The sequence below is a fragment of the Streptomyces sp. NPDC012510 genome (genome assembly GCF_042955065.1).
Lineage (GTDB): Bacteria > Actinomycetota > Actinomycetes > Streptomycetales > Streptomycetaceae > Streptomyces.
On record NZ_JBIBEN010000038.1, the window covers coordinates 1 to 24,270 of the forward strand.

At 68.9% G+C, this 24,270-nt stretch carries 25 protein-coding genes and 1 pseudogene; 16 read left to right on the forward strand and 10 right to left on the reverse strand.

The features are described from left to right. Positions 1-594: 594 nt before the first annotated feature. On the reverse strand, positions 595-1,071 hold the full coding sequence (locus tag ACFY9I_RS40260; RefSeq protein ID WP_391011892.1) for a MarR family transcriptional regulator: 477 nt from the start codon (positions 1,069-1,071) through the stop codon (positions 595-597). A gap of 156 nt (positions 1,072-1,227) precedes the next feature. Here ACFY9I_RS40260 and ACFY9I_RS40265 point away from each other — a divergent pair, with 156 nt between their 5' ends. Both ACFY9I_RS40265 and ACFY9I_RS40270 read left to right on the forward strand, forming a co-directional pair. Next, positions 1,228-2,334: an extracellular solute-binding protein gene (locus tag ACFY9I_RS40265; protein ID WP_391011894.1), complete on the forward strand. Its 1,107-nt coding sequence runs from the start codon at positions 1,228-1,230 to the stop codon at positions 2,332-2,334. A 335-nt stretch (positions 2,335-2,669) separates the two neighbouring features. Then, positions 2,670-2,921, forward strand: coding sequence for a hypothetical protein (locus ACFY9I_RS40270; RefSeq protein ID WP_391011896.1), 252 nt, complete (start codon positions 2,670-2,672; stop codon positions 2,919-2,921). Between the two features lie 78 nt (positions 2,922-2,999). Here the strand turns inward: ACFY9I_RS40270 and ACFY9I_RS40275 are convergent, their stop codons facing one another. After that, positions 3,000-4,130 (reverse strand): amidohydrolase family protein, encoded by a 1,131-nt coding sequence (locus ACFY9I_RS40275; protein WP_391011899.1) that lies wholly within the window; start codon positions 4,128-4,130, stop codon positions 3,000-3,002. A 202-nt stretch (positions 4,131-4,332) separates the two neighbouring features. Here ACFY9I_RS40275 and ACFY9I_RS40280 point away from each other — a divergent pair, with 202 nt between their 5' ends. Beyond that, on the forward strand, positions 4,333-4,809 hold the full coding sequence (locus ACFY9I_RS40280; protein ID WP_391011902.1) for a MarR family transcriptional regulator: 477 nt from the start codon (positions 4,333-4,335) through the stop codon (positions 4,807-4,809). A 349-nt stretch (positions 4,810-5,158) separates the two neighbouring features. On the opposite strand, the gene ACFY9I_RS40285 is transcribed toward ACFY9I_RS40280, so the two are convergent. Together ACFY9I_RS40285 and ACFY9I_RS40290 are read right to left on the reverse strand one after the other, a co-directional pair. Next, a complete protein-coding gene (locus tag ACFY9I_RS40285) occupies positions 5,159-5,290 on the reverse strand; it encodes a hypothetical protein (RefSeq protein ID WP_391011905.1) in 132 nt (43 codons plus the stop codon). 130 nt (positions 5,291-5,420) lie between these two features. Beyond that, positions 5,421-6,221: an SDR family NAD(P)-dependent oxidoreductase gene (locus tag ACFY9I_RS40290; RefSeq protein ID WP_391011908.1), complete on the reverse strand. Its 801-nt coding sequence runs from the start codon at positions 6,219-6,221 to the stop codon at positions 5,421-5,423. A gap of 72 nt (positions 6,222-6,293) precedes the next feature. Here ACFY9I_RS40290 and ACFY9I_RS40295 point away from each other — a divergent pair, with 72 nt between their 5' ends. Both ACFY9I_RS40295 and ACFY9I_RS40300 read left to right on the forward strand, forming a co-directional pair. Continuing rightward, positions 6,294-6,806: a MarR family transcriptional regulator gene (locus ACFY9I_RS40295; RefSeq protein WP_391011911.1), complete on the forward strand. Its 513-nt coding sequence runs from the start codon at positions 6,294-6,296 to the stop codon at positions 6,804-6,806. A 31-nt stretch (positions 6,807-6,837) separates the two neighbouring features. Next, positions 6,838-7,167, forward strand: a complete 330-nt coding sequence (locus ACFY9I_RS40300; RefSeq protein WP_391011914.1) for a hypothetical protein — start codon at positions 6,838-6,840, stop codon at positions 7,165-7,167. Between the two features lie 67 nt (positions 7,168-7,234). Here ACFY9I_RS40300 and ACFY9I_RS40305 read toward each other — a convergent pair whose 3' ends face one another. Continuing rightward, positions 7,235-8,575: a carboxylesterase family protein gene (locus tag ACFY9I_RS40305; RefSeq protein WP_391011917.1), complete on the reverse strand. Its 1,341-nt coding sequence runs from the start codon at positions 8,573-8,575 to the stop codon at positions 7,235-7,237. 104 nt (positions 8,576-8,679) lie between these two features. Between ACFY9I_RS40305 and ACFY9I_RS40310 the strand changes: the two genes are divergently transcribed. Continuing rightward, positions 8,680-9,300, forward strand: coding sequence for a TetR/AcrR family transcriptional regulator C-terminal ligand-binding domain-containing protein (locus tag ACFY9I_RS40310; RefSeq protein WP_391011920.1), 621 nt, complete (start codon positions 8,680-8,682; stop codon positions 9,298-9,300). 426 nt (positions 9,301-9,726) lie between these two features. On the opposite strand, the gene ACFY9I_RS40315 is transcribed toward ACFY9I_RS40310, so the two are convergent. Continuing rightward, positions 9,727-10,374: a response regulator gene (locus ACFY9I_RS40315; RefSeq protein WP_391011922.1), complete on the reverse strand. Its 648-nt coding sequence runs from the start codon at positions 10,372-10,374 to the stop codon at positions 9,727-9,729. Beyond that, entirely contained in the window at positions 10,365-11,618 is a 1,254-nt protein-coding gene (locus ACFY9I_RS40320; protein WP_391011925.1) for a sensor domain-containing protein, read from the reverse strand. The genes ACFY9I_RS40315 and ACFY9I_RS40320 overlap by 10 nt, the downstream gene beginning before the upstream one ends. A gap of 460 nt (positions 11,619-12,078) precedes the next feature. Here ACFY9I_RS40320 and ACFY9I_RS40325 point away from each other — a divergent pair, with 460 nt between their 5' ends. The 3 genes from ACFY9I_RS40325 (at position 12,079) to ACFY9I_RS40335 (ending at position 14,315) form a co-directional block, all read left to right on the forward strand. Further along, positions 12,079-13,023, forward strand: coding sequence for an ATP-binding cassette domain-containing protein (locus ACFY9I_RS40325; protein ID WP_391011928.1), 945 nt, complete (start codon positions 12,079-12,081; stop codon positions 13,021-13,023). After that, positions 13,016-13,801 carry a hypothetical protein gene (locus tag ACFY9I_RS40330; RefSeq protein ID WP_391011930.1) on the forward strand — a complete coding sequence of 262 codons (786 nt, stop codon included), beginning with the start codon at positions 13,016-13,018 and terminating at the stop codon, positions 13,799-13,801. Before ACFY9I_RS40325 ends, ACFY9I_RS40330 begins: the two co-directional genes overlap by 8 nt. Positions 13,802-13,955: 154 nt before the next feature. Then, the gene (locus tag ACFY9I_RS40335) at positions 13,956-14,315 is read left to right on the forward strand and encodes a hypothetical protein (protein ID WP_391011933.1); all 360 of its coding nucleotides are present in this window, start codon (positions 13,956-13,958) and stop codon (positions 14,313-14,315) included. A gap of 274 nt (positions 14,316-14,589) precedes the next feature. Here the strand turns inward: ACFY9I_RS40335 and ACFY9I_RS40340 are convergent, their stop codons facing one another. Continuing rightward, positions 14,590-15,090, reverse strand: coding sequence for a PaaI family thioesterase (locus ACFY9I_RS40340; protein ID WP_345571382.1), 501 nt, complete (start codon positions 15,088-15,090; stop codon positions 14,590-14,592). Positions 15,091-15,181: 91 nt separating this feature from the next. Here ACFY9I_RS40340 and ACFY9I_RS40345 point away from each other — a divergent pair, with 91 nt between their 5' ends. Further along, positions 15,182-15,649, forward strand: coding sequence for a helix-turn-helix domain-containing protein (locus ACFY9I_RS40345; RefSeq protein WP_274249009.1), 468 nt, complete (start codon positions 15,182-15,184; stop codon positions 15,647-15,649). Positions 15,650-15,842: 193 nt separating this feature from the next. Beyond that, on the forward strand, positions 15,843-16,415 hold the full coding sequence (locus tag ACFY9I_RS40350; RefSeq protein ID WP_391011937.1) for a TetR family transcriptional regulator: 573 nt from the start codon (positions 15,843-15,845) through the stop codon (positions 16,413-16,415). Positions 16,416-16,531: 116 nt separating this feature from the next. On the opposite strand, the gene ACFY9I_RS40355 is transcribed toward ACFY9I_RS40350, so the two are convergent. Beyond that, positions 16,532-17,416 (reverse strand): alpha/beta fold hydrolase, encoded by an 885-nt coding sequence (locus ACFY9I_RS40355; RefSeq protein WP_391011940.1) that lies wholly within the window; start codon positions 17,414-17,416, stop codon positions 16,532-16,534. Positions 17,417-18,114: 698 nt separating this feature from the next. Between ACFY9I_RS40355 and ACFY9I_RS40360 the strand changes: the two genes are divergently transcribed. Together ACFY9I_RS40360 and ACFY9I_RS40365 are read left to right on the forward strand one after the other, a co-directional pair. Next, positions 18,115-18,717, forward strand: coding sequence for a TetR family transcriptional regulator (locus ACFY9I_RS40360; protein WP_391011943.1), 603 nt, complete (start codon positions 18,115-18,117; stop codon positions 18,715-18,717). Between the two features lie 162 nt (positions 18,718-18,879). Further along, on the forward strand, positions 18,880-19,884 hold the full coding sequence (locus ACFY9I_RS40365) for a zinc-binding dehydrogenase (RefSeq protein ID WP_391011946.1): 1,005 nt from the start codon (positions 18,880-18,882) through the stop codon (positions 19,882-19,884). A gap of 603 nt (positions 19,885-20,487) precedes the next feature. Here the strand turns inward: ACFY9I_RS40365 and ACFY9I_RS40370 are convergent. Beyond that, positions 20,488-21,132, reverse strand: coding sequence for a TetR family transcriptional regulator (locus tag ACFY9I_RS40370; RefSeq protein WP_391011948.1), 645 nt, complete (start codon positions 21,130-21,132; stop codon positions 20,488-20,490). A gap of 311 nt (positions 21,133-21,443) precedes the next feature. Between ACFY9I_RS40370 and ACFY9I_RS40375 the strand changes: the two are divergent. The 3 genes and pseudogenes from ACFY9I_RS40375 to ACFY9I_RS40385 all read left to right on the forward strand — a co-directional run bounded on the left by ACFY9I_RS40375 (position 21,444) and on the right by ACFY9I_RS40385 (position 24,238). After that, positions 21,444-22,255: pseudogene (locus ACFY9I_RS40375) on the forward strand (SDR family NAD(P)-dependent oxidoreductase). 61 nt (positions 22,256-22,316) lie between these two features. Continuing rightward, complete coding sequence (locus ACFY9I_RS40380; protein ID WP_391011951.1) at positions 22,317-23,582, forward strand: amidase family protein; 1,266 nt, start codon at positions 22,317-22,319, stop codon at positions 23,580-23,582. Beyond that, positions 23,579-24,238, forward strand: a complete 660-nt coding sequence (locus ACFY9I_RS40385; protein WP_391011954.1) for a helix-turn-helix domain-containing protein — start codon at positions 23,579-23,581, stop codon at positions 24,236-24,238. The genes ACFY9I_RS40380 and ACFY9I_RS40385 overlap by 4 nt, the downstream gene beginning before the upstream one ends. Positions 24,239-24,270: the final 32 nt, after the last annotated feature.

Here is a 24,270-nt window from a genome sequence, read left to right on the forward strand (position 1 = left end):
TCGACCCGCCCGAGGCCCGCACCGAACTCGCCTCCGTGTCCACCGAACTCGCCGCGCTCTACGGCGCGCGGGCCTGACAGCACCGACCGACCTGCACAAAACGGCACGTCGGCGTCGAGACCACCACCGCATGCGTCGGACTGCGCCAACCGGTCCCGCCGCCCCTGCGCCGGTGCGGCCGTCCTGTCCACGGCAATCAACGCCGACCCGGCCCCTCCACGTCTGCGGCCGAACCGGCCGCAGGCCTGGGAACAGGCCAGTAGACGACGGTAATCCGGCGGCGGACAACCTCGTTCTCCTCCAGCTCGTCGACCAGAGGGGCGGCGTGGTCCTCGGCGCTGATGAGGCTGCGGCCGGTCGCGTCGCTCGGATCGGGCAGAGACGTGCCAGTCGAGTGCGCCCTGCGCCCGCCCAGGAGATCGCCCCCTGGAGCCTGCGTGGCTCCACGACACTGACCTGAGCGCACCCACCACACCGTCGAACCCCGAGTCGGTTTCAGGCCGTCGGCGCCACCTACGACGACCAGACATCGCATGCCACCCGTGCGCGCCCCCTCGACGAGGGAGCGCTAGACCGCCGCGAACGGGGCAGTCGTTACGACCGTGCGGGCCCCTGCACCGGGCCGCGTGCGGAGTGGGCCAACAGCTTGGTCACCAGCTCGCGCAGGACCAGCCGCTCGACCGGGGTGAGCGGCTCCACGAGGTCGGCGGTGACCTGCGGGCCATGCGCGGCGAGGGCGCGTTCCAGCAGGTCACGCCCTTTCGGGGTGGCTTCCAGGAGCGCGGCCCGGCGGTCATCGGGATGGGGGTGGCGAGCGATCAGCCCGGCCCCCTCCATGCGGGCGATCAGCCGGGTCAGCCCGCCCGAGGTGAACGACAGGTCATCGGCCAGGCGGGCGCTGGTGGTCCGGTTCTCCGGGTGGCGGGCCAGACGCAGGAGCACCTCGAACTCGGAACCGCCCAGCCCAGTGGCCTCGCGGATGGTGCGCTCGGCCTGTCCGCCGATCGCGTCCGTCAGTCGCAGGATGTCGCCGTACAGGACGACGGCCTCATCGTTCAGCAACTCATCCATAAAGCTGACGATACAGCAATCTAGGACACCTCCTGGGCACCAAGTCACCGCGCTACCAAGCGACATGACTAACTTGAAAATTGAAATAAAGCTGCGCAGGAAGGTATCTTCCTTCCCGTCCATCGCACTGCAGCACCGCACTGAAGGGGAACGTCCATGTCGGTCGGACGACGTCAGGTACTCGCCGCAGGTTCACTCACGGCCGCCGGGGTCGCATTGGGCGCCGGAACGGGATACGCCGCGAAGCCCGGCGAGGAGGCCAGGAGCCTGAAACAGCTGTACCGCGAGGCGAAGGCGGAGGGCGGCACCCTCACCGTCTACGCCGGCGGCGACACCGCCACCCAGCAGGACGGCAACAAGGCCGCCTTCGAGAAGGCGTTCCCCGGCATCACGCTGAACATCGTCGTGGACTACAGCAAGTTCCACGACGCCCGCGTCGACAACCAGCTCGCCACCGGCTCCCTCGTCCCGGATGTCGTACAACTGCAGACCCTGCAGGACTTCCCCCGCTGGAAGAGGGAAGGCGCCCTGCTCCCCTACAAGCCGGCCGGCTTCTCCCGCGTCCACCCGGCGTTCAAGGACCCCGACGGCGCATGGACCGGCATCTTCGTGGACGCCTTCTCCACCATCTACAACGTCGACAAAGCCGGCGGCACGACACCCGCCTCTGCCCGGGACCTCCTCGACCCGCGCTGGAAGGGGAAGATCGTCTCGACGTACCCGAACGACGACGACGCGGTGCTGTACCTGTACAAGCTCATCGTCGACAAGTACGGCTGGGAGTGGCTGCGGCGGTTCGCCGCCCAGGACGTGGCCTGGGTGCGAGGTACGCAGGAACCCGCGGACCGGGTCGAGGCGGGCAGCGCGGCTGTCGCGCTGGGCACGGACGGCATGCTGACCCCGGCGGCGGGCGTGAAGACCCGCTTCGTCGTTCCGAAGCACGACCCGTTCATGGCCTGGGCCCAGCGCGCCGCCATCTTCAGGCATGCGAAGCACCCCGCCGCCGCGAAGCTGTACTTGAACTGGTGGCTGTCGAAACAAACGCAGTCCGACTTCTACATGTGGTCGGTGCGCACCGACGTCCAGCCCCACGCGGGCTACCGCCCCATCTGGGAGTACCGCAACGCCCACCTTGACGGCTTCGAGGACTTCATGGCCGATCGGGCTCTCGTCGAGCAGTTCAGGCAACAGCTCACGCTCTACGTCGGCGAGGTGACCGGGGCGCCCTCCCCGGGATGGCTCGGCCTGCACCCCGGGCGCTGACCGGGAGGGCGGCCCCACGCCACGAATCTCCGGCCGGTGTCTGCTTCCACGGGGTTCGGCAGCTCATCAGCACCAAGAAGGGCTCCCGGCGGCTCACTTGACTCTTGCCGGGGATCGCAGAGGGCGTTTCTGCCCCGGTGCCGCATCCCGTAGTCGGTGTTTGATCCCGAGGTATCGGGTCGCGCCAGCAGATGGTGGCTTCGCCGGTGAGGCGGCGGGCCATCAGGTCGGTCATGGCCAGGTGGATCATGGCGTCGGAGCGGGCCGGCAGGGTCCGCAGTCGCGGGCGAAGCGGTGGTGCAGCGTGAGCCAGCCGTGGCTCCGCGGCGGGTCGGGTGGACTGCCGGCATAAGGAGCTGGTCACACGGTTCTTGGCGGACACCTGCGAGATCTGCGGGATGTCTGTAAGCACCGGTGATGTCACGGTGCATCACATCCGCACCCTTACTGCTCTCGCTCCTGCCGTACGGCCGCCGTCTGGCTGGGCGCACGTCGTGCTCGATCGGCGCCGCGAGACGGTCGTGGCCTGCGACGCCTGCCACGATCGCATCCACGAGGCACAAGCGGCCAGATCAATCACACCGTGAGTGCTCGCGTGGTTGGGCCGACGGTGCACACGTGTGCACCGTCGGCCCAACCACACTCCTCACCTGCTGCTGTCTTGATCAGAGGTTCAGCAGGTGTGCCGCGTTGCGGTGCGCGATGCGTTTGAGGTCGGCGCGGGAGAACGGCGCCGAGCGGAGGAACTCGACTGCCTCGGCCGTTGATTCGTAGGGGTAGTCGACGGCGAACAGCAGCCGGTCGGCGCCGATGGCCTGGACGGCTCCAAGGAGGGCCGCGTGGGAGAAGACGCCGCTGGTGGTCGCGTAGAGGTTGTGCCGCAGATAGTGGGAGGGCAGGTGTCGCGGCCTGCTCTTGGGGTCGGCCTGGTGGTAGCGGCTGTCGAGCCGGGCCAGCTGGAAGGGCAGCAGTTCTCCCATGTGCCCCAGCGTCACCGAGGCCCCGGGGAACTCGTCGAACACTCCTCCGTAGATCAGGCGCAGTGCGTGGGCGCCGACCTGCGCTGTCCATCCCCAGGACGGCCCGCTCAGCACGGGGTGCCCCTGGAACACCCGCCATTGATCGGCGGGGAAGAGCGCGGGATGGAGGTAGAGCGTCACACCGAGCCGTTCAAGCTCTGCCCACACCGGCCGGAACTGGGGCTCGTCGAGGTAGTGGCCCAGAACGTGGTCGTTGTGCAGGACGCCCTTGAGGCCCAGTTGCTCCACCGCCCGGCGCAGCTCGACCACGGCGGCCTTCGGGTCCTGCAACGGCAGGGTGGCGAATCCGGCGAACCGCGTCGGGTGGGCGGCGACCACGTCGGCCAGGCGGTCGTTGACCCGGCGGGCCGTGACCACGGCCTCGGAGGGGTCCTCGATGGCCTCCACGCCGGGTGAGGTGAGCGACAGGATTTGCATGTCCACGCCATGCTTGTCCATGTCCGCCAGCCGCAACTCCGTGAAGTCGGCGAGCCGGCGCCCCCACTCCTGCCCCCAGCCGGGGGGCATCGAGGCTTCGCCCGGCCACGGGATCAGCTCCGGAACGGAGAACGCCTCTTCGACCGCGATCACCTTCATACCGCGCCCCGGGCGGCCTGCGGGGGTCCCGGCCGACGTGGAGGGGGCGGCCTGCGCGGGGGCGGGCGAGACCGCGAGGGCTGCCGCACCGGCGGTGGTGCCGGCCGCGGCGGCCAGCAGGCGCCGCCGCGAGGTGCGCGCGGTGCGGGGGGATCCAGACGATCCTGGCGTCATCGTCATGCCTTTCCATCGGTTTACGGGAAGCAGGCGCATGGGTCGATAGGTGGGGTTCGATTCGAACTCAACCACTAGGTGACCTAATCGTAGGCTACCTAATGAAGAGGGATCTCGGAACCTCCGGCGATGTTGGGCACCAGACCTGACCGGCTTACGATCGACAGACCGCGCCGAACCCGACCACCCATCGTGAAAGCAGAACCACATGCCCTCCTCCCCGCCTGAATCCGAGCCGCTCATCCGGCTGCTGTGGCGCGCACACAACTGGTTCAGGGCCGCCCTGACCACTGCGTTCGAGGCCCAGGAAGACAGGTCCGCCATCAGCGCGGCACACGTGACCCTGCTCAGTCAGCTCCCGACAGAAGGGGCGAGTATCGCCGAGCTGGCCCGGCGCCTGGGCGTCAGCGCCCCGACAGCACACCAGTGGGTCCACGAACTTGTCGCCATGGACGTGGTGACCGTGGAGAGCGATCCGCACTCCGCCCGGTCGAAGCTCGTACTCCTCACGGAGGCCGGCGCCCGGCGCCGCGCGGAGACGATCCAGATACTGGCCGGGCTCGAAGCCGCACTCGCCGAGCGCGTCGGTGCGGACACCGTCATCGCACTTCGGGCCGCACTGGAGAAGCCATGGGGAGCTCCGGAATCGGCGGTGGTGGAACTCCCCGGCCCTTCCGCCTCTTGACACTGTTGGTTCCCGGGCACAGTGGCCGGCCCCTCCCCGGGCAGCAGGCTGCAAGGCCACCACACGCGGACGGCATGACCGGTCCGGCGGGAACCCGCAGGACAGTCAGACGCTGGAACGTCTACGGAATCCCTGCCGCCCCGGCCGCCGTCCGCGCCGCCGGCTGACCAACCTCGACGCCGACAAGGGATATTACGACCACCCGTGTCGTTCGCCCCGCAAGCGCGGTGCCACCCGCAAGGGCATGGAGCCCGCGAGCCGCCTGGGGCCGCCACCGCTGAACGATGGAACGCACCGCCTCCTGACCGACCGGATGCCGCCGCCTGCGCCCTCGCCCGGTTCCGCCGGCTCACCGACTGAGCTTGTGGTCGACCTGCTCGCCGTCGGCGCACAGGTCGGCGGTGATCCTGTGGACACCGTAGGTGCCGTCCGAGTGCCAGGTGCTGCGGGCCCGCCCGTCGGGCGGGCCCGAGACCTTCACAACAGGCGGATGAGCGTGCCGCGCGGGTAGCCGGAGGCACTCCGCTGACGGGCCTTGGCGGCGTTTCGGCGAGCAGGGGGATCACGCACGTCACACTGACGCTGCCGGACTCCTCCCGCGGGCCCGGTCCTCAGCGTGTGGGCTGGGGGTGCGGGTGGCTGTAGCGAGCGGCGGGAGTGGGGCGGTTGCCGCCCGCGAGCAGGGCGGCCTCGGCGGCCAGGAAGGCGTCGAGCGCGGCGGTCTGGTCCTCCAGGCCCGGTACGCAGATCGTCTCACCCAGGCGCAGGCCGGCGAGGCTGGCTCCGGCCACGCCCTCCGCGGTCATGGCGGAGGGGATGTTTCCGTATCCGCCGGCGAACTCCGTCGCCACGACGCCCGGGCAGACCACCTGGGTGCGGATGGGGGTGTCGGCGAGTTCGTGGGCGAGGGTGCGGGTGAAGGCGACCGTGGCGGCCTTGGCGGCGTTGTAGATGGTGCGGGGCGGCATGTGCGGGTTGCTCTGCCCGGCGCTGAAGGCCAGCAGTGAGGCGACCGTGACGATGGTTCCCTCCCCGGCGGTCAGCATGCCGGGCAGGGCGGCGCGTGCGAGCTGGATGGACGCCACGCCGTTGAGGGTGAGCAGGCGGTCGATCTCCTCCGGGGCGACCTCGGCGAGCGGCGCGTAGCCGCCGTCTCCCGCGTTGCTGATCAGCAGCCGGACATCGCCGGCTGCCAGGCGCTTGCTCACCGAGGTGAGGCCGTCGTGGTTCCCGAGGTCCGCGGGCAGGACCTCCACGGCGGCGCCGGCCGCGCGGAGTTCGTCCGCGAGCTCGGAAAGGCGGTCGGCCCTTCGGGCCACCAGGACGAAGTCGCAGTCGGCCGCGAGGAGGCGGGCGTAGGCGGCGCCTATACCGGAGGAGGCGCCTGTGATGAGAGCAAGAGTACGAGGCATGAGTACAGCCTTATTCAAACACCTGCGTCCTGTCAAACGTTTGATTGTCGGTCAGTGTCGTATTCTCCCCGCATGACGCTGCATGATGAGGGCCCGGTCGGCGCCGACGCCCTGGACCGGGTGACCTGGGCACTGCGGCGGGCGGAGCTGGCCGTGACAGCCCTGAAGGAGCAGCGGTTGCGCTCGCTGGGCATGGCGGCGGCACACTATTCCCTCCTCATCGCCGTCCACGTCGATCCCGGCCTGGCCGGAGCGGAACTGGCCCGCCGCCTGAACGTCACCCCGCAGGCGGTGGCCTCACTGGTGACCCGGCTGGAGGGCCGGGGCCAACTGGAACGCCGGCCACACCCGCGCCACCGTCACGTGCAGGAGCTCCACCTCACCGACGCCGGCCGTGACGCCCTACGCAAGGCCGACGCCGTGATCGCGGAGATCGAACAGCAGATCACCGAGAAGCTCGACACCAAGGGCTCCACCCAACTGAAGGCGCTTCTCCATCAGGTGACCGACGCGATACAACAGGTGCAACCGGCAGACGCCCTCAACAGACCCGTCACCTTGCGCAAAGACGGCACACCGGGGTGACCGCGCGATCAGCCGGCACGTCACGATCACCTTGGACGAGGAAGCCCCGCGTCATCGTCGAACCAGCGTGAACCTGTCGAACGAGTCGTGGGAGCACCGCATGCTCAGCCTGGAGCTGACGGGTGCGATCCGCGCGGCCGGCCTGTATGCCGAACTCGAGGTGTCGACGGAAGACGGCTCCTGGCGCGGCGGCGTCATGGCTTCCTCGCCGGACGACAACCAGCGCATGGCGTGGGAGGGGCTCGCCCACTCTCGGCTTCGCTCGAGCGTGACCTGCCTGGGTGGCTTTGGCGATCGGATGGAAGCAGGCCACAGAGGCAGCATCGCCGGCGGCGCGCGGCGAGCTGTTCGGCTTCGGTGACCACTTCCTTTGACAGAGAGCCCCCTGGTTGAGCGGTCCTGCGTTCCGGCCGCACTGTCTGGTGCCCTCAGGGGTGCCAGTGGTACACGGCGGGGGCGGCCGCCGTGAACGGCGGCCAGGGGGTGTCGGTGCTCGGGGTGCCGGTGCGGATGAAGCTGAGCCAGGCGGTGCGCAGGGCTCGGCCCAGGGTGTCGATGTCGTGCGGGTCGGCGCCGGCGAGCATCGGAGCGGTGGTCCAGTCGGCATCGGTGCCGAACAGGAAGGGCAGTTCGATGCAGTGTGTGGCGCCGAAGGGGGAGGCGGGGGCGGCGTAGTCGAAGCGGTAGGTCCACACGCGGGCACCCGCCTCGCTCAGCCGGGCAGCCAGGCGGCGGGCGGGACGGTCGAACAAGGCCGCACCCGCGGCACGTTCCACGGCGTCCGCGGTCGCCGAACCCAGTGCCGGGACCCGGCGCAGGCGGCGCAGCGCCGGGCTCGGGGTGCAGAAGGCGCTCATCTCCCGCCCGGTGGTGCCGATGATGACGTCCAGACCGGGAGCTCTGCCTGCCAGACATGCGGCCCAGCGTGTTGCGTCCGGGAGCGGGCCGACTCCGGCGACCGGCCTGAACAAGGGGACCGCACGGAGCCCGAGTCTGCCTGCCGCTTCTCGCGCGAGCGCGGTCTGGGCGTCCAGGACATCGGCGACGGGGACGGTACGCGGGTCTGCGCCGAGCCGGGTGAGCAACCGTTCGGCAGCCTTCCGGGCGCTGCGGGCGCTCCCGAGGCCCAGAGCGGCGGGGGAACTTTGAACGACGGCCCGGCGGAACAGTCCCTCGGCGTCGGGCATACCCAGCAGACACTGCACGGTGTGGGCGCCGGCGGACTGACCGGCCACGGTCACCGCGTCCGGGTCACCGCCGAACGCGGAGATGTTCTCGCGCACCCACCGCAGCGCGGCGAGCTGGTCGGCCAGGCCCAGATTGCCTTCGGAGATCCCCGGTGCGCGCAGATAGCCGAGCAAGCCAAGCCGGTAACCGACGGAGACAACGACCACGTCGCCCTCGCGGGCGAGCCGGTGGCCGCCGTAGAACTTCCAGGAACAGGCGCCCGAAACCCAAGCACCGCCGTGGAACCACACCAGCACCGGCCGGGACCGGTCGTCGACGCCGGGGGTGGTGATGGTCAGGTTCAAGCAATCCTCGCCCTGTTCGTGCGGCTCGGGGACGCCCATCACGGGCTCCAGCCGGGACGGCCGCTGCGGGGCGATCGGGCCGTCGGCCGTGGCGTCCCTCTCTCCGCTCCAGGCGGGCACCGGGCGGGGCAGGCCGAACCGCTCGCAGGTGGCGTAGCGCACTCCTCGGAAGACGGTCGTACCGTCTTCGACCCGGCCACGCAGCACGCCGCTGGTGGTCTTCGCCGTGGTGAGCATCAGCAGCCTCCGCAGGTCGCATCCACCGCAAGTCGACTTGCGATAGAACCCAGTGAAGCTCGCCGTGGTGGTTTATCGCAAGTGCGCTTGCGATAATGGGAGGCATGACACCACCGCCGCGCCCGGCCCCCGCGCACCGCCGCGGCGCGGCCGTACACCGAGCCGTCCTCAAGGCCACCACCGAACTCCTGGCCACCGAGGGCCTGGCGGGCACCCGTATCGCGGAGATCGCCGCCCGTGCCGGTGTGCACGAGACCTCGGTCTACCGGCGGTGGGGCACCCGGACCAACCTGATCCTCGAAGCCCTCTCGGACCGCCTGGACACGGAACTGCCCCTGCCTGACACCGGCTCCACGCACGAGGACCTGACCACCTTCTTCACCGCGCTCGCCGGGTTCCTCACCACGCCCACGGGCCAGTCGCTCGCCCGTCTCGCCCTCGCCGCAGCGGACGACGAGCCCCAGTCCGTCCAACTCCGCAACCAGTTCTGGACCGCCCGCCTGGACCGCGCCCGCATCCTCGTCCAACGCGGCATCGACCGCGGCGACCTCCCACCGGACAGCAACCCCGAGTTCCTCCTCGAAGCCCTGACCGGCCCCCTCCACCTGCGCATCGTGCAACGCGACCAGCCCGCAGGACACGCCTACGTGAGTCGGCTCGTGGCCCTGGTACTGACCGGCGCCCGCTCAGCACCACCCAACAGCCACACCAGGTCAAACCGCTGAGGGAAGAAGCAGAACCATGCGCGGGGCGCCGTATCCGGCGTCGAAGGCGATGAGGATGTCCGCATCACCCTCGCGCCACCGCCCGCCGGCGATCAAATCTCTGACAACGCGGCGCGCACCTGGACGGCGGTACCCGTCATGGTCGGGCTGACGCCGGTCCCCGACGACGACAGCCAAGCCGATGGCACGGTTCGAGGAGTGCGTCGTCCGTATAGACGAGGACACCGCTCGCCTGCGCTACTGACCGGACGAAGCTCAGCCAACACGTGGTGTAACCCGGGACAACGTGAGCCTCCCGACGTGAGCGGGAGACGGCCCAACCGACGAAACGACCCGGCGAGTGGTCACCCGCACCATCACCGCCACCAGCGAGGCCTTCGCTCACTTGTCCGAGCACGACAAAGGCGGCATCCCCGCCATGGGCGCTCAGGGACGCAGGTAGGCCAGCACCGCGCGTACCCGGCGGTGGTGGTCGGTGTCCTCGACGTACAGGCCCAACTTGGCAAAGATGCTGCGGACGTGATTTTCCACCGCGCCACCGCTCACCACGAGTTTGCGCGCGATGGCCTGGTTGGAGTGCCCCTGGGCCATGAGCCCGAGCACCTCCCGCTCCCGCGCGGTCAGCGCCGCCAGGGGGTCGTTGCCACGGCGCCGAACCATCAGCTGGGCCACCACCTGCGGATCGAACACCGTCCCCCCGGCGGCGACCCGCCGCAGCCCGTCAATGAACTCGTCGACGTCCACCACCCGGTCCTTCAGCAGGTAACCCACGGCTCCCCTGGCATCGGCCAGCAGATCCTCGGCATAGGAGGCCTCCACATACTGCGACAGGATCAGCACCGGCGCACCGGGAACCCGCTTGCGTGCCGCAACCGCGGCCTTCAGGCCCTCGTCGGTGAACGAGGGGGGCATCCGCACATCGACCACCGAGACGTCCGGGCGGTGCTCGACCATGGCAGAGACGAGGCTGTCGCCGTCGCCCACCTCGGCGACCACTTCGAACTCGAACTCCTCCAGCAGCCGGACCAGTCCGGAACGGATCAGTACGGCGTCGTCGGCGACCACTACCCGCATGGGACCTCCATCACTACCACCGTCGGGCCTCCCTCGGGGGAGTGCACCACGAAATCGCCCTCGACCGACCTGGCGCGGTCGGCCAGCCCCTTGAGGCCGTGCCCCTTGGCCAGGTGGGCGCCGCCGATGCCATTGTCGGACAGGGTCAGGATCAGCCGGTTCGCGGTCCGGGACAGGGTGAGGCGCGCGGAGTCGGCGCGGCTGTGCTTGGCGACGTTGGTCAAGGCTTCGGCGGCCACGAAGTACACGGTGTTCTCCACCGCGGCGGAGAAGCGGTACGGGACCGAAGCGTCCAGCTCCACCGGCACCGGGCTGCGGGCCGCCAGGGCCTCCAGGGCCTGGGCCAACCCGCGGTCGGTGAGCACCGGGGGCGCGATCCCGCGCGACAGCGTGCGTAGCTCCTCCAGGGTCTCCCGAGTCTCGGAAATGGCGCCCGTGATGGTGGCCTGTGCCGCGTTCGGGTCCTTGGCGAGCTGGCGCTGCGCCCGCGACAGCTCCATGGCCAGGTGCACGAGCCGCTGCTGGGGCCCGTCGTGGATATCGCGCTCCAGGCGCCGCATCGCGCCCGCCTCGGCCGAGGCGGCGGCGGCCCGCCCCTCGGACAGGTCAGCGATACGCTCGTGCAACTCGCCGACCGCCGTCAGCAGGACGCGCCCCAGGTTCGCCCTTGCCAGGGCGGCGCCGCGCACGACGAACGGCAGCGCGAGGGCGAACAGCACGCCGATCGTCACGTAGAACGCTGACGCGAACAGGTAGTTCTCCACCCCGACCAGCTTGGGAAGCTTCTGCAGGTTCTCGAGGCCCACCGCCTCGTGGATGATCCATCCGTACAGCGGCCAGGTGAGCGTGGACAGCGTCACCCACCACCACGCCGCGGTGATCGCGAACATGATCACGGATACGGGAAGGATCACGATCCCGTACAGGAGGTCCAGCCAGTACTGGCCGCCGAAAAGCGGGGTGATGCTTCGCCGGAAGACACCGGATCCCGCGGCAGGCTTGTTGTACATCGGCCGAGCCACGGAATGGCCCAGGACTTCCGGCAGGGCGCGGCGCTCGACCTCGGCGAATCCGCGTGCGATCCGCAGGGCGAGCGCCAGGACCGGCAGTCCGATGCCGATGACCGACGTGACCACGCCGAGTCCCAGGACGGGGATGATCAGGGTCACGCTGATCAAGGCCAAGGGGAAGGTGGACAGCGAGTAGAGGGTGAAGGCGCCGACTCGGCGCGCTTTCGGGGGCATGCCCGCATATTAGGCGGTGGGTTGTCGGCGGATGATCCGGCATGCATGCCGGTTCGGGGTGGGGCCGGCGCTACCTCTGGCGACGGCGCGGTACCGGTGACGTGGCCGGGGCCGACCCGTCACCGCGGCTCCGGCATCGGTGGGGATCGCATGAGGTGAAGGCGATCCAGCGCTCTTCGTTGTGCCGTTGAAGCCCACCTACCGGTGCGAGCCTGACAGTCCTCGGCCGACGGTGGTGCCTGCACCATCCCGCACTGGTGTGCGCGCGGGATGTCTGCTCCCCTGGCTCGGCTCCTAGGTTGTTGCTGCCGGTCACGAGCGCGCCGGGCGGCGTGGCGCACCAGGGGCTGGATCGGGGCTCTGGCAAGTGCCTTCCCGAAGGTCCCGGGCCGACCACCGGCCGAGCCGGACACATGACGACGAAGACCTTCACTCGTTCAATTCGTCAGATAGGAACACCATGATCTCCGCGAAGGGCCTGCACAAGAGATACGAGAACACGGTCGCGGTGGACGATCTGTCCTTCGAGGTCCGGCCAGGGGTGGTCACGGGCTTCCTCGGTCCCAATGGCTCGGGGAAGTCCACCACCATGCGGCTGATGCTCGGCCTCGACCACGGCGGGGGCGAGACCCTGTTCGACGGTGAGCGGTTCACCTCGATCCGTCGGCCGATGAACCACGTCGGCACCCTGCTGGAAGCCAAGCAGTTCCACCCCACCCGCTCGGCCCGCAACCACCTGAAGATGCTCGCCTCCGCCAACGGCATCGCCAACGCCAGGATCGACCGGGTCCTGGACCTGGTCGGGCTCGGCTCGGCCAAGCGCAAGAAACCCAAGGGCTACTCGCTGGGCATGTCACAGCGCCTCGGCCTGGCGCAGGCGCTGCTGGGCGACCCGCACACGCTGATGCTGGACGAGCCGACCAACGGCCTCGACCCGCACGGCATCCACTGGATGCGCGATCTGCTCAAGAGCCTGGCCGCCGAGGGCCGCACCATCTTCGTCTCCAGCCACCTGCTCTCGGAGATGCAGCTGATGGCCGACGAGCTGGTCGTCATCGGCCGCGGTCACATGATCTTCAACGGCGACGTCGACCAGTTCGTCCGCGAGTTCACCACGTCCACGGTGATCGTGCGCAGCCCCTTTGCCGACGCCTTCGTCCCCGCCCTCGAAGCCAAGGGCGCGAGCGTCACCAAGGGCGACGACGGCGAACTGGCCGTCTCGGAAATGGAGATCGGCATGGTCGGGCACCTTGCCTTCACCGAGGGCATCGAGCTCACGGAGCTCTCCAGCCGCTCGGCCTCGCTCGAAGAGGCCTTCATGTCCGCCACCGGCGCCGCAGAGCAGTTCGTCGCCGAAAAGCCCATCCAGACCGCTCAGACCCCAGAAGGTGCCCAGAATGCTTGATGCGCTCAGATTCGAATGGACGCGGCTGCGTACGCTCCGCTCGACCTACTGGATGGTCGGCTCCGGCCTGGTGGCCTCCGCCGTGATCCCGCTGGTCCTCGGCCTCGGCGCCAGCGACGAGCCGCTCCATGCCGACGCCGTGAACCTCAGTGTCAACGGCGGGGCGAGTTTCGTGATCCCGTTCCTGGCGGTGTTCATGGCCGTCGTCGGTATCTTCGCGACCGGCCACGAGTACCGGCACGGCACGATCCAGCCGACCCTGACCGCGCTTCCGCAGCGCTCGCGCCTGCTCCTGGCGAAGATCCTGACCGTCACGGCGCTGACCGCCGTGGCCACGCTGGTGTCGATAGCGATCAACGCGACCCTGGTACTCGTGTTCTGGGGCGAGGTCCCGGGTCTGTTCGACGACCCCGTACGCTCGGCGCTGCTGGGATACCTGGCCTACAACCTCATCTACGCACTGACCGGGCTCGGCCTGGGATTGCTGTTCCGCGGCGTGCCCTCGGCACTGGTGGTCATCTTCCTGATGCCGCTGATCATCGAGACCCTGATCGTCGGGCTCACCATGGTCCCGGCCCTGCAATGGCTGGCGCCGGCCGTGAAGTTCCTGCCGTTCACCGCCGGCGAGGAGCTGATGTTGACCAGCCCGGCGAACTTCGGTCCCGCAGCTCCGGACATCGACTTCTTCGACCGCTGGGCCTCAGGTGGCGTGTTCGCGGCCTTCGCAGCCCTGATCATCGGTGCCGCCTGGATCCAGTTCAAGAAGCGCGACGCGTAGTCCCACGACGACGAAGGGCCTGGAGCATCGCTCCGGGCCTGACGTCTGTGGTGTACCAGCGGCGCGAGGCCAGACCGAGATGATGTCCGCCGTCGCGCCGGGTTCCGGTGACCCGGCACGACCCCGACAGCAGGCGCGCCAGGGTCACCGAACGATGGGCGAAGGCGACCCTGCCACCAGGAAATCGCTCGCGCAGAACCTCGTCGAGGGAGTCCTCGTCTGCGGACCCCGCCAGATCCAACCCGTCTTCCGCGTCCCTACCAGCAAACACAACCCTCCCCCCCTCGCCCCCCTCGACCTCGCTTACCTGCACATCGGCCACGGCGGCGACGAGGAACTCCTCTCCACCCTCCGCAAGTTGTGGCCGACCACGCTGATCCTCAACCGGGCCGGTGCCGACATCGCCACCCGCGCCAAGGACGTCGAAGACGGTCTGGCCGACGTCGTCACCGTCGGCACCATGGCCCTCGCCAACCCCGACCTCGTCGAGCGCGTACGCTCCGGCTCCCCCTGAACACCCCCGACCCCGCCACCTTCTACGGCGGCGGCGCGGCCGGCTACACCGACTACCCCACCCACACCGCCTGACGAAGAGCACGACGCCCGAAGGAATCATCTCCCTCGGGCGCCTGGGCACGACTGCGGCGCACGGCAACCGGCGACCCGAGGAGTCATCGGGCCGCCACCAACGTGCGCCGCAGTCGTTTCACCTCGCACTCCGGCGTTCCGCGCCGAGATCAAGGGAGTCCGGCATCACGGCCCAGACCGATGCCGGTCGCCGCCGAGGCTCACCCCTGCGAGGGAGGCACCGGGAAGAGCATGCAGCTGCTGGTGGCATGGGCAAGCAGACGGTCCGTGCCGTCGACCAACTGCGCCTGGGCCAGGGCGGTTTGACGGCCCTTGCTGACCACCGTGCCGATGGCGCGTACCGTGCCCGTGTCCACGGTGATCCGTCGCAGGAACTTCACCGTGAGGTCGAGCGAGGTGTACGCAACGCCCTGCGGAAGGGTCGACTGGACTGCGCAACCAGCCGCCGAGTCGAGCAGGGTGGCGAAGATGCCGCCGTGCACGCTGCCGATCGGGTTGTAGTGCTCCTCACCCGGCGTCAGGGAGAAGACCGCCCTGCCGGGCTCCACCTCGCTCAGAGTGAAGTCGATGGAGTAATTGATGGGTGGCCCCGGCAGTCGCCCCGCCTGCAACTCACGCAGGAAGTCGATGCCGGCCATGCGTCCGGCGGCTTCCGCCAGGATCGCGGGATCTTCCCATTGATACGTACGCGTTCGTCCCACGACCGGGCACCTTCCATCTGACTTCTGAAAACGAAGCTAGTTCCCGCCCACCTGACTGTCAATGGCGAAGCCAGACCCTTACGATGGCTGGATGGAGTGGCTTGAGGCGAGCACGGAGAACTGCCCCGTCCAGCGCACGCTCGACGTGGTCGGAGAGAAATGGACGTTGCTGATCCTGCGTGACGCCGTCAACGGAGTCCGCCGCTTCGACGACTTCCACCGCCACATCGGCCTGTCGGAAGCCGTCCTCAGCGACCGCCTCCGGAAGCTGATCGCGGCCGGCATCCTGAAGACCGTCCCCTACCAGGAGCCAGGCAGCCGCTCCCGCAACGAGTACCGCCTGACCCGCAAGGGCTGGGATCTGTGGCCTGTCCTGATGGCGCTGAGCCAGTGGGGCGAGGCGTACGCCCTCGGCCCCGAGGGGCCTGTACTGGACATCCGTCACACCGACTGCGACGCCCCGGTCCGCGTCATCGTCGAGTGTTCCGCGGAGCACTCCACCCTTACCGCCGCGGAAGTCACCGCCCGACTCGGACCCGGTGCCCGCATCCGGTCGTGAGCACGCCGGCCGTGAGCACGCCGGTCATGGGCACGCCGGTCATGGGCACGCCGGTCATGGGCACGCCGGTCATGGGCACGCCGGTCATGGGCACGCCGGTCATGGGCACGCCGGTCATGATATTACGCACGTCAGGCCATGGATTACCCTTGGGTGCGAAGCATGGGCCTTACGGAGTGAACGGAGGAAGCTCATGGTGCGCTACGCCAAGGAGCACAAGCAGGTGACGCGGCGACGCATCATCGAGAAGGCCGGCCACCGGTTCAAGCAGGACGGCATCGACGGCTCGGGCATCTCCACGCTGATGGCGGACGCGGGGCTCACCAACGGAGCCTTCTACGCTCACTTCGCGTCCAAGGACGACCTCGTCGCCCATGTCGTGGCCGAGGAACTGCACACGCAGATCGCAAGGTACGGCACCCTTCGCCCCGGCCGCCCGGGACTCGAGGACCTCATTCGCGAGTACCTGTCCCCCGAGCACCGGGACAACCCCGGCCTCGGGTGCCCCTCCGCCGCCCTGCTCGACGAGATCGGCCGCTGCGAGGACGGGACCAGGCAGGCCTACAGCGACGGCGCGCGGGCCATCCTGGAGGAGATCTCCGCCCGCCTGACACCTGAGGATCCGCGGTCCGCTCGGGCCAAGGCCATCGGGCTCTTCAGCATGCTGGTGGGGACGTTGCAGCTGTCCCGCGCCCTGTCCGACCAGAAGCGCGCCGATGAGGTCCTTGAGCTGGGGGTCGAGAACGCTCTCGCGTTCATGGGGTGAGGCGGAAAGCGAGGTCGCGTCAGTGAACGGATACCTCGAGCCGCTCACCCAAAGGGCGCCACGGCCCTGAGCACCATCCTCGGCCCGGACTACGACCGCACCGCACCGCACGCCTCTTACCGCTCGAGGAACTCGAGAGCCGACTCCACGAACCGCTCGTGGAACTGGAAGATGCCGCCATGGCCGGCGTCGGGGTAGAGGACCAACTCGCCGTTCGGCACTCGCCACGCCAGGTCGACCGAGTTCTGGCTCGGAACCATCCTGTCGCTCTCGCCGTTGGCGACGAGCACCGGCTGGTGGATGACCGAGAGGTCGTGGGACTGCTCCAGCCCCCACCGGTGAATGGCCTTGAGCTGAGCACCGTATGACGTGAGAGAGATCGCCTTGCCCCTGCCCTGGGTGCGCTCCTTCAGGCGGGCCAGGAACTCCTTCCCGGCCCGACGCCCATTGGTGGTACGGGTGAAGAAGAGGAACTGCTTCGGGTCCTGAAGGGTGAGCAGCCCCCGAACGGTGTCGAGATGGGACAGCCGGGTCACGTCCTTGATGCCCTCGCCACCCGCCGGACCGGTACCCGTGAGGATCAGCTTGCGGACGAGGTCCGGTTCGGTCTGCGCGATCACCTGGGCGACCATGCCGCCCATCGAGAAGCCATGGAGATCGACGTACTCGAGCCCGAGCGCCCGGATGAACGTGACGGCGTCCTTCGCCATCGCCTGGATGGTGCGCGGCGTCGAACCGCTGGAAGCACCGACACCCCTGTTGTCGAAGGTGACGACATGACGCTTGGCGGCGATGCCGTCGACGACCCGGGGGTCACAGTTGTCGAGAACCGCGGCGAGGTGGGTGAGGAAGACCACCGGGACACCGGACCGGGGACCGACCTCGCGGTAGGCGTAGGTCGCCCCGCCGGCGGTGATGGTGTGGGTCGCTGCGTTCTTGTACGACGTCACGACGTCGCCTCGTACTTCCTGGGAGTCATTCACGGTCGCGCCCTTCGGCATGGGGGTGTTTCCCTGGCGTCTCCCGGCTGCGGCTGCAGTCTGCGAGGGTCGACGGTCAAAGGCCGCGGACATCGGAACCCTGAGCGGTCGAGCCTCTCAGCATCACGTCGACTATTGAAGTAGGATCGTAATTCTATCAGCTCCGCAAGCCTGCGAGTTCCCGAGATGACGTCTTCGTCCGAGTCGACTCTTCAGGTCGCGGAGGAGGTGCTCGCACCGAGGCCTGGCGCGACAGGTCGGGCACGGTGCGCCCGGACATCGGGCGGTCGTGAAGGTTCGGCGCACCGGGACACGCCGACACCTGCCAACACCTGCCGACACCACCGCGGACGACCCAAGACGAGTCAGCCGTCGATGACGGCACCAAACGTGAGCGAAGGGTGCGTGGGCGACCCGCCTCGAGGCGTCGAGATCCCAGAGGAATCCGGCGCCCTCGGGACAGCTGTCGGCGGTCTCTGAACCTGGACCCCTTTGGTGCCCCTGGTCCGCGCGGGCGCCAGGTGAGAACGGCGTCCTGGTCGAGCGAGCGGAGGACGCAGCCGCCCGAGCGAGGGGACACAGCACCACCCGGCACGGCACCTCGCCGCCGAACGGGCAGCCCCTGGAGCCTCGAATCTATTGAAGTACGATCGAAATACAATACGGCGAGGGCGCCCGCCAAGACCAAGCAGCCCCTCCGACGAGCAAAGGAGCGCGCGGTGCGCTACGGGAAAGAGCACAAGCAGGCGACCCGGCAGCGGATCGTCGAGGCGGCCGGACGCCGGTTCAAGCGGGACGGCATCGACGGCTCGGGCATCTCAACCCTCATGACGGACGCGGGGCTGACCAACGGCGCCTTCTACACCCATTTCACGTCGAAAGACGACCTCGTGGCCACCGCGGTCGCCGACCAACTGCAGGCGCAGAACGCGAACATCGCCACGCGGGCGGCGCCCGGTCGCGCAGGACTTGAGCAGATCGTGCGCTGGTACCTGTCCGCCCAGCATCGCGACAGCTCCGACGACGGCTGCCCCTCCGCCGCCCTGCTCGACGAAATCCGGCGCTGCGCAGACCCGACCAAGCAGGCTTACACCGACGGCGTACTGATGGTCATCGACGGCATCGCCGCCCGCCTGTCACCCGACGATCCCCTCGCGGTCCGCACCAAGGCGCTCGGCGCCTACGCCATGATGGCCGGGACACTCCAGCTCTCCCGAGCCCTCACCGACCGGCAGCTTGCCGACGAACTACTCGAACAGGGCATCCACAACGCCTTCGCCCTGCTGGGCGTGGAACACGGGCACTCCAGACCCGCGATGTGACACATCCTCACCCCCTTGCGGTCCACCGAACCGGCGCATAGCATTACGATCATAATTCTAAGGTTGCGGCGTCCGACCGGCACCCAGGGAAACCCTGGATGCCCATGAATCCCGCGATGCACATCACCCCCGTCCACTTGCGGACGAGATACGGAGACGACGATGAGGGCCTTCACGGTAGAGCGCTACGGCGACGAGGCCGGCTTGCGCGCCGGCGAAGTGCCCGACCCGGAGGTGGGCGCGCACGACGTGCTGATCCGGATCCAGGCCGCGAGCGTCAACCCGCTCGACCGCATGATCCGGGACGGAGAGCTGAAGGCGATCCTGCCGTACCGGCTCCCCGTCGTCCTGGGCAACGACCTCGCCGGAATCGTGGTCGAAGTAGGCGCGGCCGTCACGCGCTTCGCGGTGGGCGACGAGGTCTTCGCGCGGCCCGACAAGGACCGGATCGGCACCTTCGCCGAACTCATCGCGGTGCACCAGGACGACGTGGCGATCAAGCCGGCCACGCTGACCATGGAGGAAGCGGCATCCCTTCCCCTGGTCGCCCTGACCTCATGGCAGGCGCTCGTCGAACGGGCGAACATCCAGCCGGGCCAGAGAGTCCTGGTCCACGCGGGCTCCGGCGGCCTGGGCACCATCGCCATCCAGCTGGCGAAGCACTTGGGTGCCCACGTGGCGACGACCACGAGCACGGCCAACGTCGACCTGGTGAAGCGGCTCGGTGCGGACGTTGTCGTCGACTACAAGAAGCAGGCGTTCGAGACGGTGCTGCACGACTATGACGTCGTCCTGGACTCACTCGGCGGCGAGACGCTTCTGAAGTCCCTGGGCGTGCTCAAGCCCGGCGGACAGGTCATCAGTGTCTCGGGCCCTCCTGATGCCGCTTTCGGCAGGGAACTGGGAGCGAATCCGGTCATCCGGCTGGTGATGTCCGCGCTGAGTTCCCGAATCCGGCGACGCGCCCGGCGGCGGAACGTGACGTACTCGTTCCTGTTCATGAAGGCCAGCGGGGACCAGCTGCGCGAGCTCACTCCGCTCATCGAGGCCGGCAGGATCCGGCCCGTCGTCGACACCGTGTTCTCGTTCGAGTCGGCCCCAGAAGCGCTGGAGTACCTGGAAACAGGGCGCGCGAAGGCAGGCAAGGTCGTCCTCAAGATGACGTGAGGGAACACTCCTGCCGACCGGTCGAGGCGCTCCGCGGGCGCCGGCACGACACCACCCGCGGCACGAGAGGTGAACCGCCCCGGTTCACCTGGGCGGCGAAGGCGATCTGGAGCCGCTCAGCCTCGGGTCTGCGTTCGTCGCCCAGGGCGAGGCCCATCAGGTGCGCGCTTGTGGCGAAGGCTCGCCGCACCCCGCGCCCGCACCCGCACGCGTCTAGCCAGGCGTCGCAACGCGCCCGGGTGGGTGTGGGTGGTGAAGTTGAGCTCGGCCAGGGTCGCGACTTCGGGGACGGGAACCAAGCGGTTGCGGGCGGAATCGGCCGACCTCGCCCTCGACGCCACCCTTCTCGTGGGCGCCCGCGATGCCCGGCTGGCAGTAGAAGACCTCCAGGTCGGCCCAGGAGCGGAACACGGTCCATCGCTCGGTCTCCACGCGGGCCCGGGTGAAGCCGAGGACCTGAGCAACCGCGGAGCTGAGGTTGATGCCGCCCGCACCACTACCAGCCGGTGAGGTCGGGAGCGCCACGGTCTGCCTCTGACCGCGTTAGTCGGCGGTCAGCGGCAGGCGGGATTGGCGATGCCGCCGAACTGCACGGAAGGGGACCTACTGCCGCGCGGCGTTGCCACGGAGCCCGAGTCTGGTGATCGTGCGGCGGAGTGCGGTGCGGATCGCCTGCGTCGTCGACGGGTCGAGCGGTGTGGAGAGATGGTCGATCTCCAGACCCGCGATGACCGAGAGAATGATCTCCGAGTCCGTCTCGGGATCGTCCGAGCCGAGCCGGCTCGCGACATGGCTGACCTGGAGCTGCAGCGCCTGGCGCCACGCCCGCGAGACGCGAGCGAGATCCGGCCTGCGGGTTGACTCGATCAGGAACTCGTACTCCGCGACCAGGCTCGTGCGCGCCTCGGTCAGACCGTGGTGGATGAACGCCGTGAGGTGCTCGGCGATGTCGTCGGCATGGTCGCCGTTCTCGACACCCGCGAAGGCGGCGAGGACCCGGTCCGCCTCCCGGCGCGTGTGCAACTCGAACGCCTCAAGGATCAGATCGTCCTTGGTCTTGAAGTAGTAGCCGAGAGCTCCGAGCGGCAGCGCCGCTTCCGCCGCGATGGCACGCATGGAGAGCCCGGCGAGTCCCTTGTCCCCGATGACCCGCAGGGCTGCTTCGAGGATGGCCGCCTTGCGGACCCCGCCGCGCTCGGTCAGGACAGGGGTGTCTCGTTGCTGGGCGGATTCGCCGGGCCGGCTCATGTCTGTCGTCGTCCTTCTCACCTGTGGTGACCGCCGGGCGTCGCACGACGGCAATGGCCGCACGGTAGCAATCGCGGGGCAACCCGGCTGTGTTGTGCGCCGCGGCATCATGTCCCTTCACCGCTAGAACTGGAACGAACGTACCACTCAGATGAAGGAAGGTTGGCCATCCTGCTCGGGCCCATGATGGTTTTCCTCCCCTGGATTGCAGGTGAACTGGCCATTGCCGCGCCGCCTTGCCTCCCCCGCTGTGACGAACGTTCAACTCATTCACGCCGTGAGGCGTCCAGGGATTCTAGGGTGAGCACCACATGAACCCGACCAACGCCGACGGCCGGCCCGTCGCGGTCATCACCGGGGTCGGCAGTGCATCCGGTATCGGTTTCGCCTGCGCCGAACGGTTGGCCGACGACTACTCGCTGCTGATCACCTCGACCACCGGGCGGATTCAGGAGCGGGTGGCCGAGCTGGCGGGGAGCTGCCCCGTCCGTGGGGTCGCAGGCGATCTCACCGATGCCCGGTTCGCCGAGTCGGTGGTGGCTGAGGCGCTGGATGCCTTCGGCCGGATCGACGTTCTCGTCAACAACGCCGGCATGGTCTCGGTGGCCGAACCCGAGGATCCGTCCAGCCTCGCGACTGCATCCGACGAGCAGTGGCGTTCGGCCCTCTCGCGAAACCTCGACACGACCTTCCACATGACCCGCGCCGCGCTCCGGCCGATGCTCGACCGAGGGTACGGCCGGGTGGTGAACATGTCGTCGCTCTCGGGTCCGGTGATGGCCTACAGGGGCGACGTCGCCTATCACACGGCCAAGGCCGGCCTGATCGGCCTCACCCGCTCGACGGCCATGGACACGGCCTCGCGGGGCATCACGGTCAACGCCGTCGCGCCCGGCTGGATCGCGACCGGGGGCTCGACGAGCACGTCGACGCCCTCGGGGCGGCAACGCCGGTCGGTCGTGCCGGGCGTCCCGAGGAGGTGGCCGCACTGGTGGCGTTCCTGGCCTCGCCGGAGTCGTCCTACGTCACGGGACAACTGTTCGTGGTGGACGGCGGCAACTCCATCCAGGAGGAGCGCGGGCCGAGCCCGGCAGGCGGCCCCCTGACACTGTTCGCGCAGTAGCCCGCTGTTCGCCTTTTTTACCTGATTCGCCTGTGCTGCCCATCGTCAAGAGGAGCGAAGGATGGACCTGAACTATCTGTCGGCCGACGAGATGCTGGGGGCGTTTCGGCGGCGCGAGCTGGCCCCGGTGGAAGTCCTGGACTCGCTGATCGAACGGGTCGCCAAGACCAGCGAGGTCAACGCGGTCGCCGAGGAGATGTTCGACGAGGCCCACGATGTCGCGCGGGCCGCCGAGGCCAGGTACGCGGGGAAGGGCCCGGCGCCCCGGGCCCTCGAAGGCGTCCCGGTCGCGGTGAAGGAGGAGATGCCGATCGCCGGCAGGTCTCATCGCTTCGGCTCCCTGCTGACCGAGGGCAACGTCGCGACGCAGACCCAGCCGATGGTCCAGCGCCTGATCGACGCCGGTGCGGTCCTGCACCTGCGGACCACGACGCCGGAGTTCTCGATCGCCGTGACCACCCACTCCGCGCTGTGGGGCGTCACACGCAATCCATGGAACCTCGACTACAGCCCCGGCGGTTCGTCGGGCGGCTCGGGTGCGGCACTGGCGGCCGGACTCGCTCCACTGGCCACCGGCTCCGACATCGCGGGCTCCATCCGGGTTCCGTCGGCTCTGTGTGGCGTCGTCGGGTTCCGACCCCCCTACGGACGGGTGCCGTCACTGCCGCCGCTCAGTCTCGACACCTACTGTCAGGACGGGCCGATGGCCCGCACGGTCACTGACTGCGCTCTCTTCCAGAACGTCATAGCCGGGCCGGACCCCGTCGACCACGCCTCGGTACCTGCTGCTCCACCGCTCCCGACGACCTTCGGATCGTGTGCGGGACTGAAGGTCGCGCTCGCGGTCACCATCGGCGACTTCCCCGTCGTACCCCAGGGGCGGCGGCCAACATCGAGCGGTTCGCGAGCGCCCTGCGGGACGCCGGAGCCAGGTGACGCCGGTCGAGATCCCGATCACCCGTCAGTCGATCATGGCCACCGCCATGGCGCACTACGGCCTCCTCCTCGGGCCGTCCGTATGGGAGTGGGCGCCGGCCGACGACCCGCGCTGGTCCCGGAACGTCCTCGATGTCGTCGAGGCGTGCGGGGCAGCCCTGGAGAACATCGGCGCCCTGCGGATCGCGGAAGAGGAAGGCCGTATGCACGCCGTGCTCGCCGAGATCCACCGCGACCACGACGCCATCATCTGGGTTCTAGCGGTCGTTGCAACACCTCAGCTCAGAGGTGGCGATGGACGTCGAATTTCGTGGAAGCCGGAGACCCCAGGGCAACAGGCCGTTGGTCCAAGAACGGGAGACATACTTCCTGCTTGTGGATCAAGGAATGAGCTTTGTCGAGGCAGCCAGGGCCGTCGGCATCAGCACCCGAACCGGCGAACGATGGCGTAACGGACGAGGCGCCTCGGGTCGGATCAAGGCATATCCACCGCTCAACGCGGCACCCGTCGATGTATCGAGTGATCCCTCGCGCTATCTCCGCGAGGCCGACCGCGTCTACATAGCCGACCGGCTACTGGAGAAGGCCACCATCCGGGCGATCGCCGCCGAGCTGGGCCGCAGCCCATCGACGATCAGCCGCGAAGTCCGCCGCAACGGCAGCACCTTGGCCGACCGCCGCTGGCACTACCGGCCCTATACCGCCCAGCGCCGCGCTGACGCCCGCCGGCCTCGCCCCAAGACCGGGAAGATCGGCCAGAACCCGGAACTGCACGACTTCATCCAGTCGCACCTGACCCTGCGCTGGAGCCCTGAGCAGATCTGTCACGCTCTGCGCAGACGCTTCACTCATCGGCCGGACATGCACGTGAGCCACGAGACCATCTACCAGGCCCTTTACACCCAAGGCCGCACAGAACTCCGCCGCGAACTGACCCAAACTCTGCGCACCGGACGTGCCAGGCGACGCCCTCGCCGCCTAGCCCCGGACTTCGCGGGTCACCGTTTCAGGTCTCGCTGGGCGCTTCAGTTGCCCAGCGAGCTTTGATTTTGGCCGACCGGGCACCAATGTGCGGGCGG

Bases quoted from the DNA above. Each gene is read 5' to 3' on its own strand.
- ACFY9I_RS40320 (WP_391011925.1), bottom strand. From the start codon at position 11,618: ATGCCCCCGAAAGCGCGCCGAGTCGGCGCCTTCACCCTCTACTCGCTG.
- ACFY9I_RS40380 (WP_391011951.1), top strand. From the start codon at position 22,317: ATGGACCTGAACTATCTGTCGGCCGACGAGATGCTGGGGGCGTTTCGG.
- ACFY9I_RS40265 (WP_391011894.1), top strand. From the start codon at position 1,228: ATGTCGGTCGGACGACGTCAGGTACTCGCCGCAGGTTCACTCACGGCC.
- ACFY9I_RS40385 (WP_391011954.1), top strand. From the start codon at position 23,579: ATGAGCTTTGTCGAGGCAGCCAGGGCCGTCGGCATCAGCACCCGAACC.
- ACFY9I_RS40260 (WP_391011892.1), bottom strand. From the start codon at position 1,071: ATGGATGAGTTGCTGAACGATGAGGCCGTCGTCCTGTACGGCGACATC.
- ACFY9I_RS40305 (WP_391011917.1), bottom strand. From the start codon at position 8,575: ATGCTCACCACGGCGAAGACCACCAGCGGCGTGCTGCGTGGCCGGGTC.
- ACFY9I_RS40345 (WP_274249009.1), top strand. From the start codon at position 15,182: ATGGAGTGGCTTGAGGCGAGCACGGAGAACTGCCCCGTCCAGCGCACG.
- ACFY9I_RS40365 (WP_391011946.1), top strand. From the start codon at position 18,880: ATGAGGGCCTTCACGGTAGAGCGCTACGGCGACGAGGCCGGCTTGCGC.
- ACFY9I_RS40335 (WP_391011933.1), top strand. From the start codon at position 13,956: ATGGGCGAAGGCGACCCTGCCACCAGGAAATCGCTCGCGCAGAACCTC.
- ACFY9I_RS40370 (WP_391011948.1), bottom strand. From the start codon at position 21,132: ATGAGCCGGCCCGGCGAATCCGCCCAGCAACGAGACACCCCTGTCCTG.
- ACFY9I_RS40330 (WP_391011930.1), top strand. From the start codon at position 13,016: ATGCTTGATGCGCTCAGATTCGAATGGACGCGGCTGCGTACGCTCCGC.
- ACFY9I_RS40315 (WP_391011922.1), bottom strand. From the start codon at position 10,374: ATGCGGGTAGTGGTCGCCGACGACGCCGTACTGATCCGTTCCGGACTG.
- ACFY9I_RS40350 (WP_391011937.1), top strand. From the start codon at position 15,843: ATGGTGCGCTACGCCAAGGAGCACAAGCAGGTGACGCGGCGACGCATC.
- ACFY9I_RS40280 (WP_391011902.1), top strand. From the start codon at position 4,333: ATGCCCTCCTCCCCGCCTGAATCCGAGCCGCTCATCCGGCTGCTGTGG.
- ACFY9I_RS40310 (WP_391011920.1), top strand. From the start codon at position 8,680: ATGACACCACCGCCGCGCCCGGCCCCCGCGCACCGCCGCGGCGCGGCC.
- ACFY9I_RS40295 (WP_391011911.1), top strand. From the start codon at position 6,294: ATGACGCTGCATGATGAGGGCCCGGTCGGCGCCGACGCCCTGGACCGG.
- ACFY9I_RS40355 (WP_391011940.1), bottom strand. From the start codon at position 17,416: ATGCCGAAGGGCGCGACCGTGAATGACTCCCAGGAAGTACGAGGCGAC.
- ACFY9I_RS40325 (WP_391011928.1), top strand. From the start codon at position 12,079: ATGATCTCCGCGAAGGGCCTGCACAAGAGATACGAGAACACGGTCGCG.
- ACFY9I_RS40275 (WP_391011899.1), bottom strand. From the start codon at position 4,130: ATGACGATGACGCCAGGATCGTCTGGATCCCCCCGCACCGCGCGCACC.
- ACFY9I_RS40290 (WP_391011908.1), bottom strand. From the start codon at position 6,221: ATGCCTCGTACTCTTGCTCTCATCACAGGCGCCTCCTCCGGTATAGGC.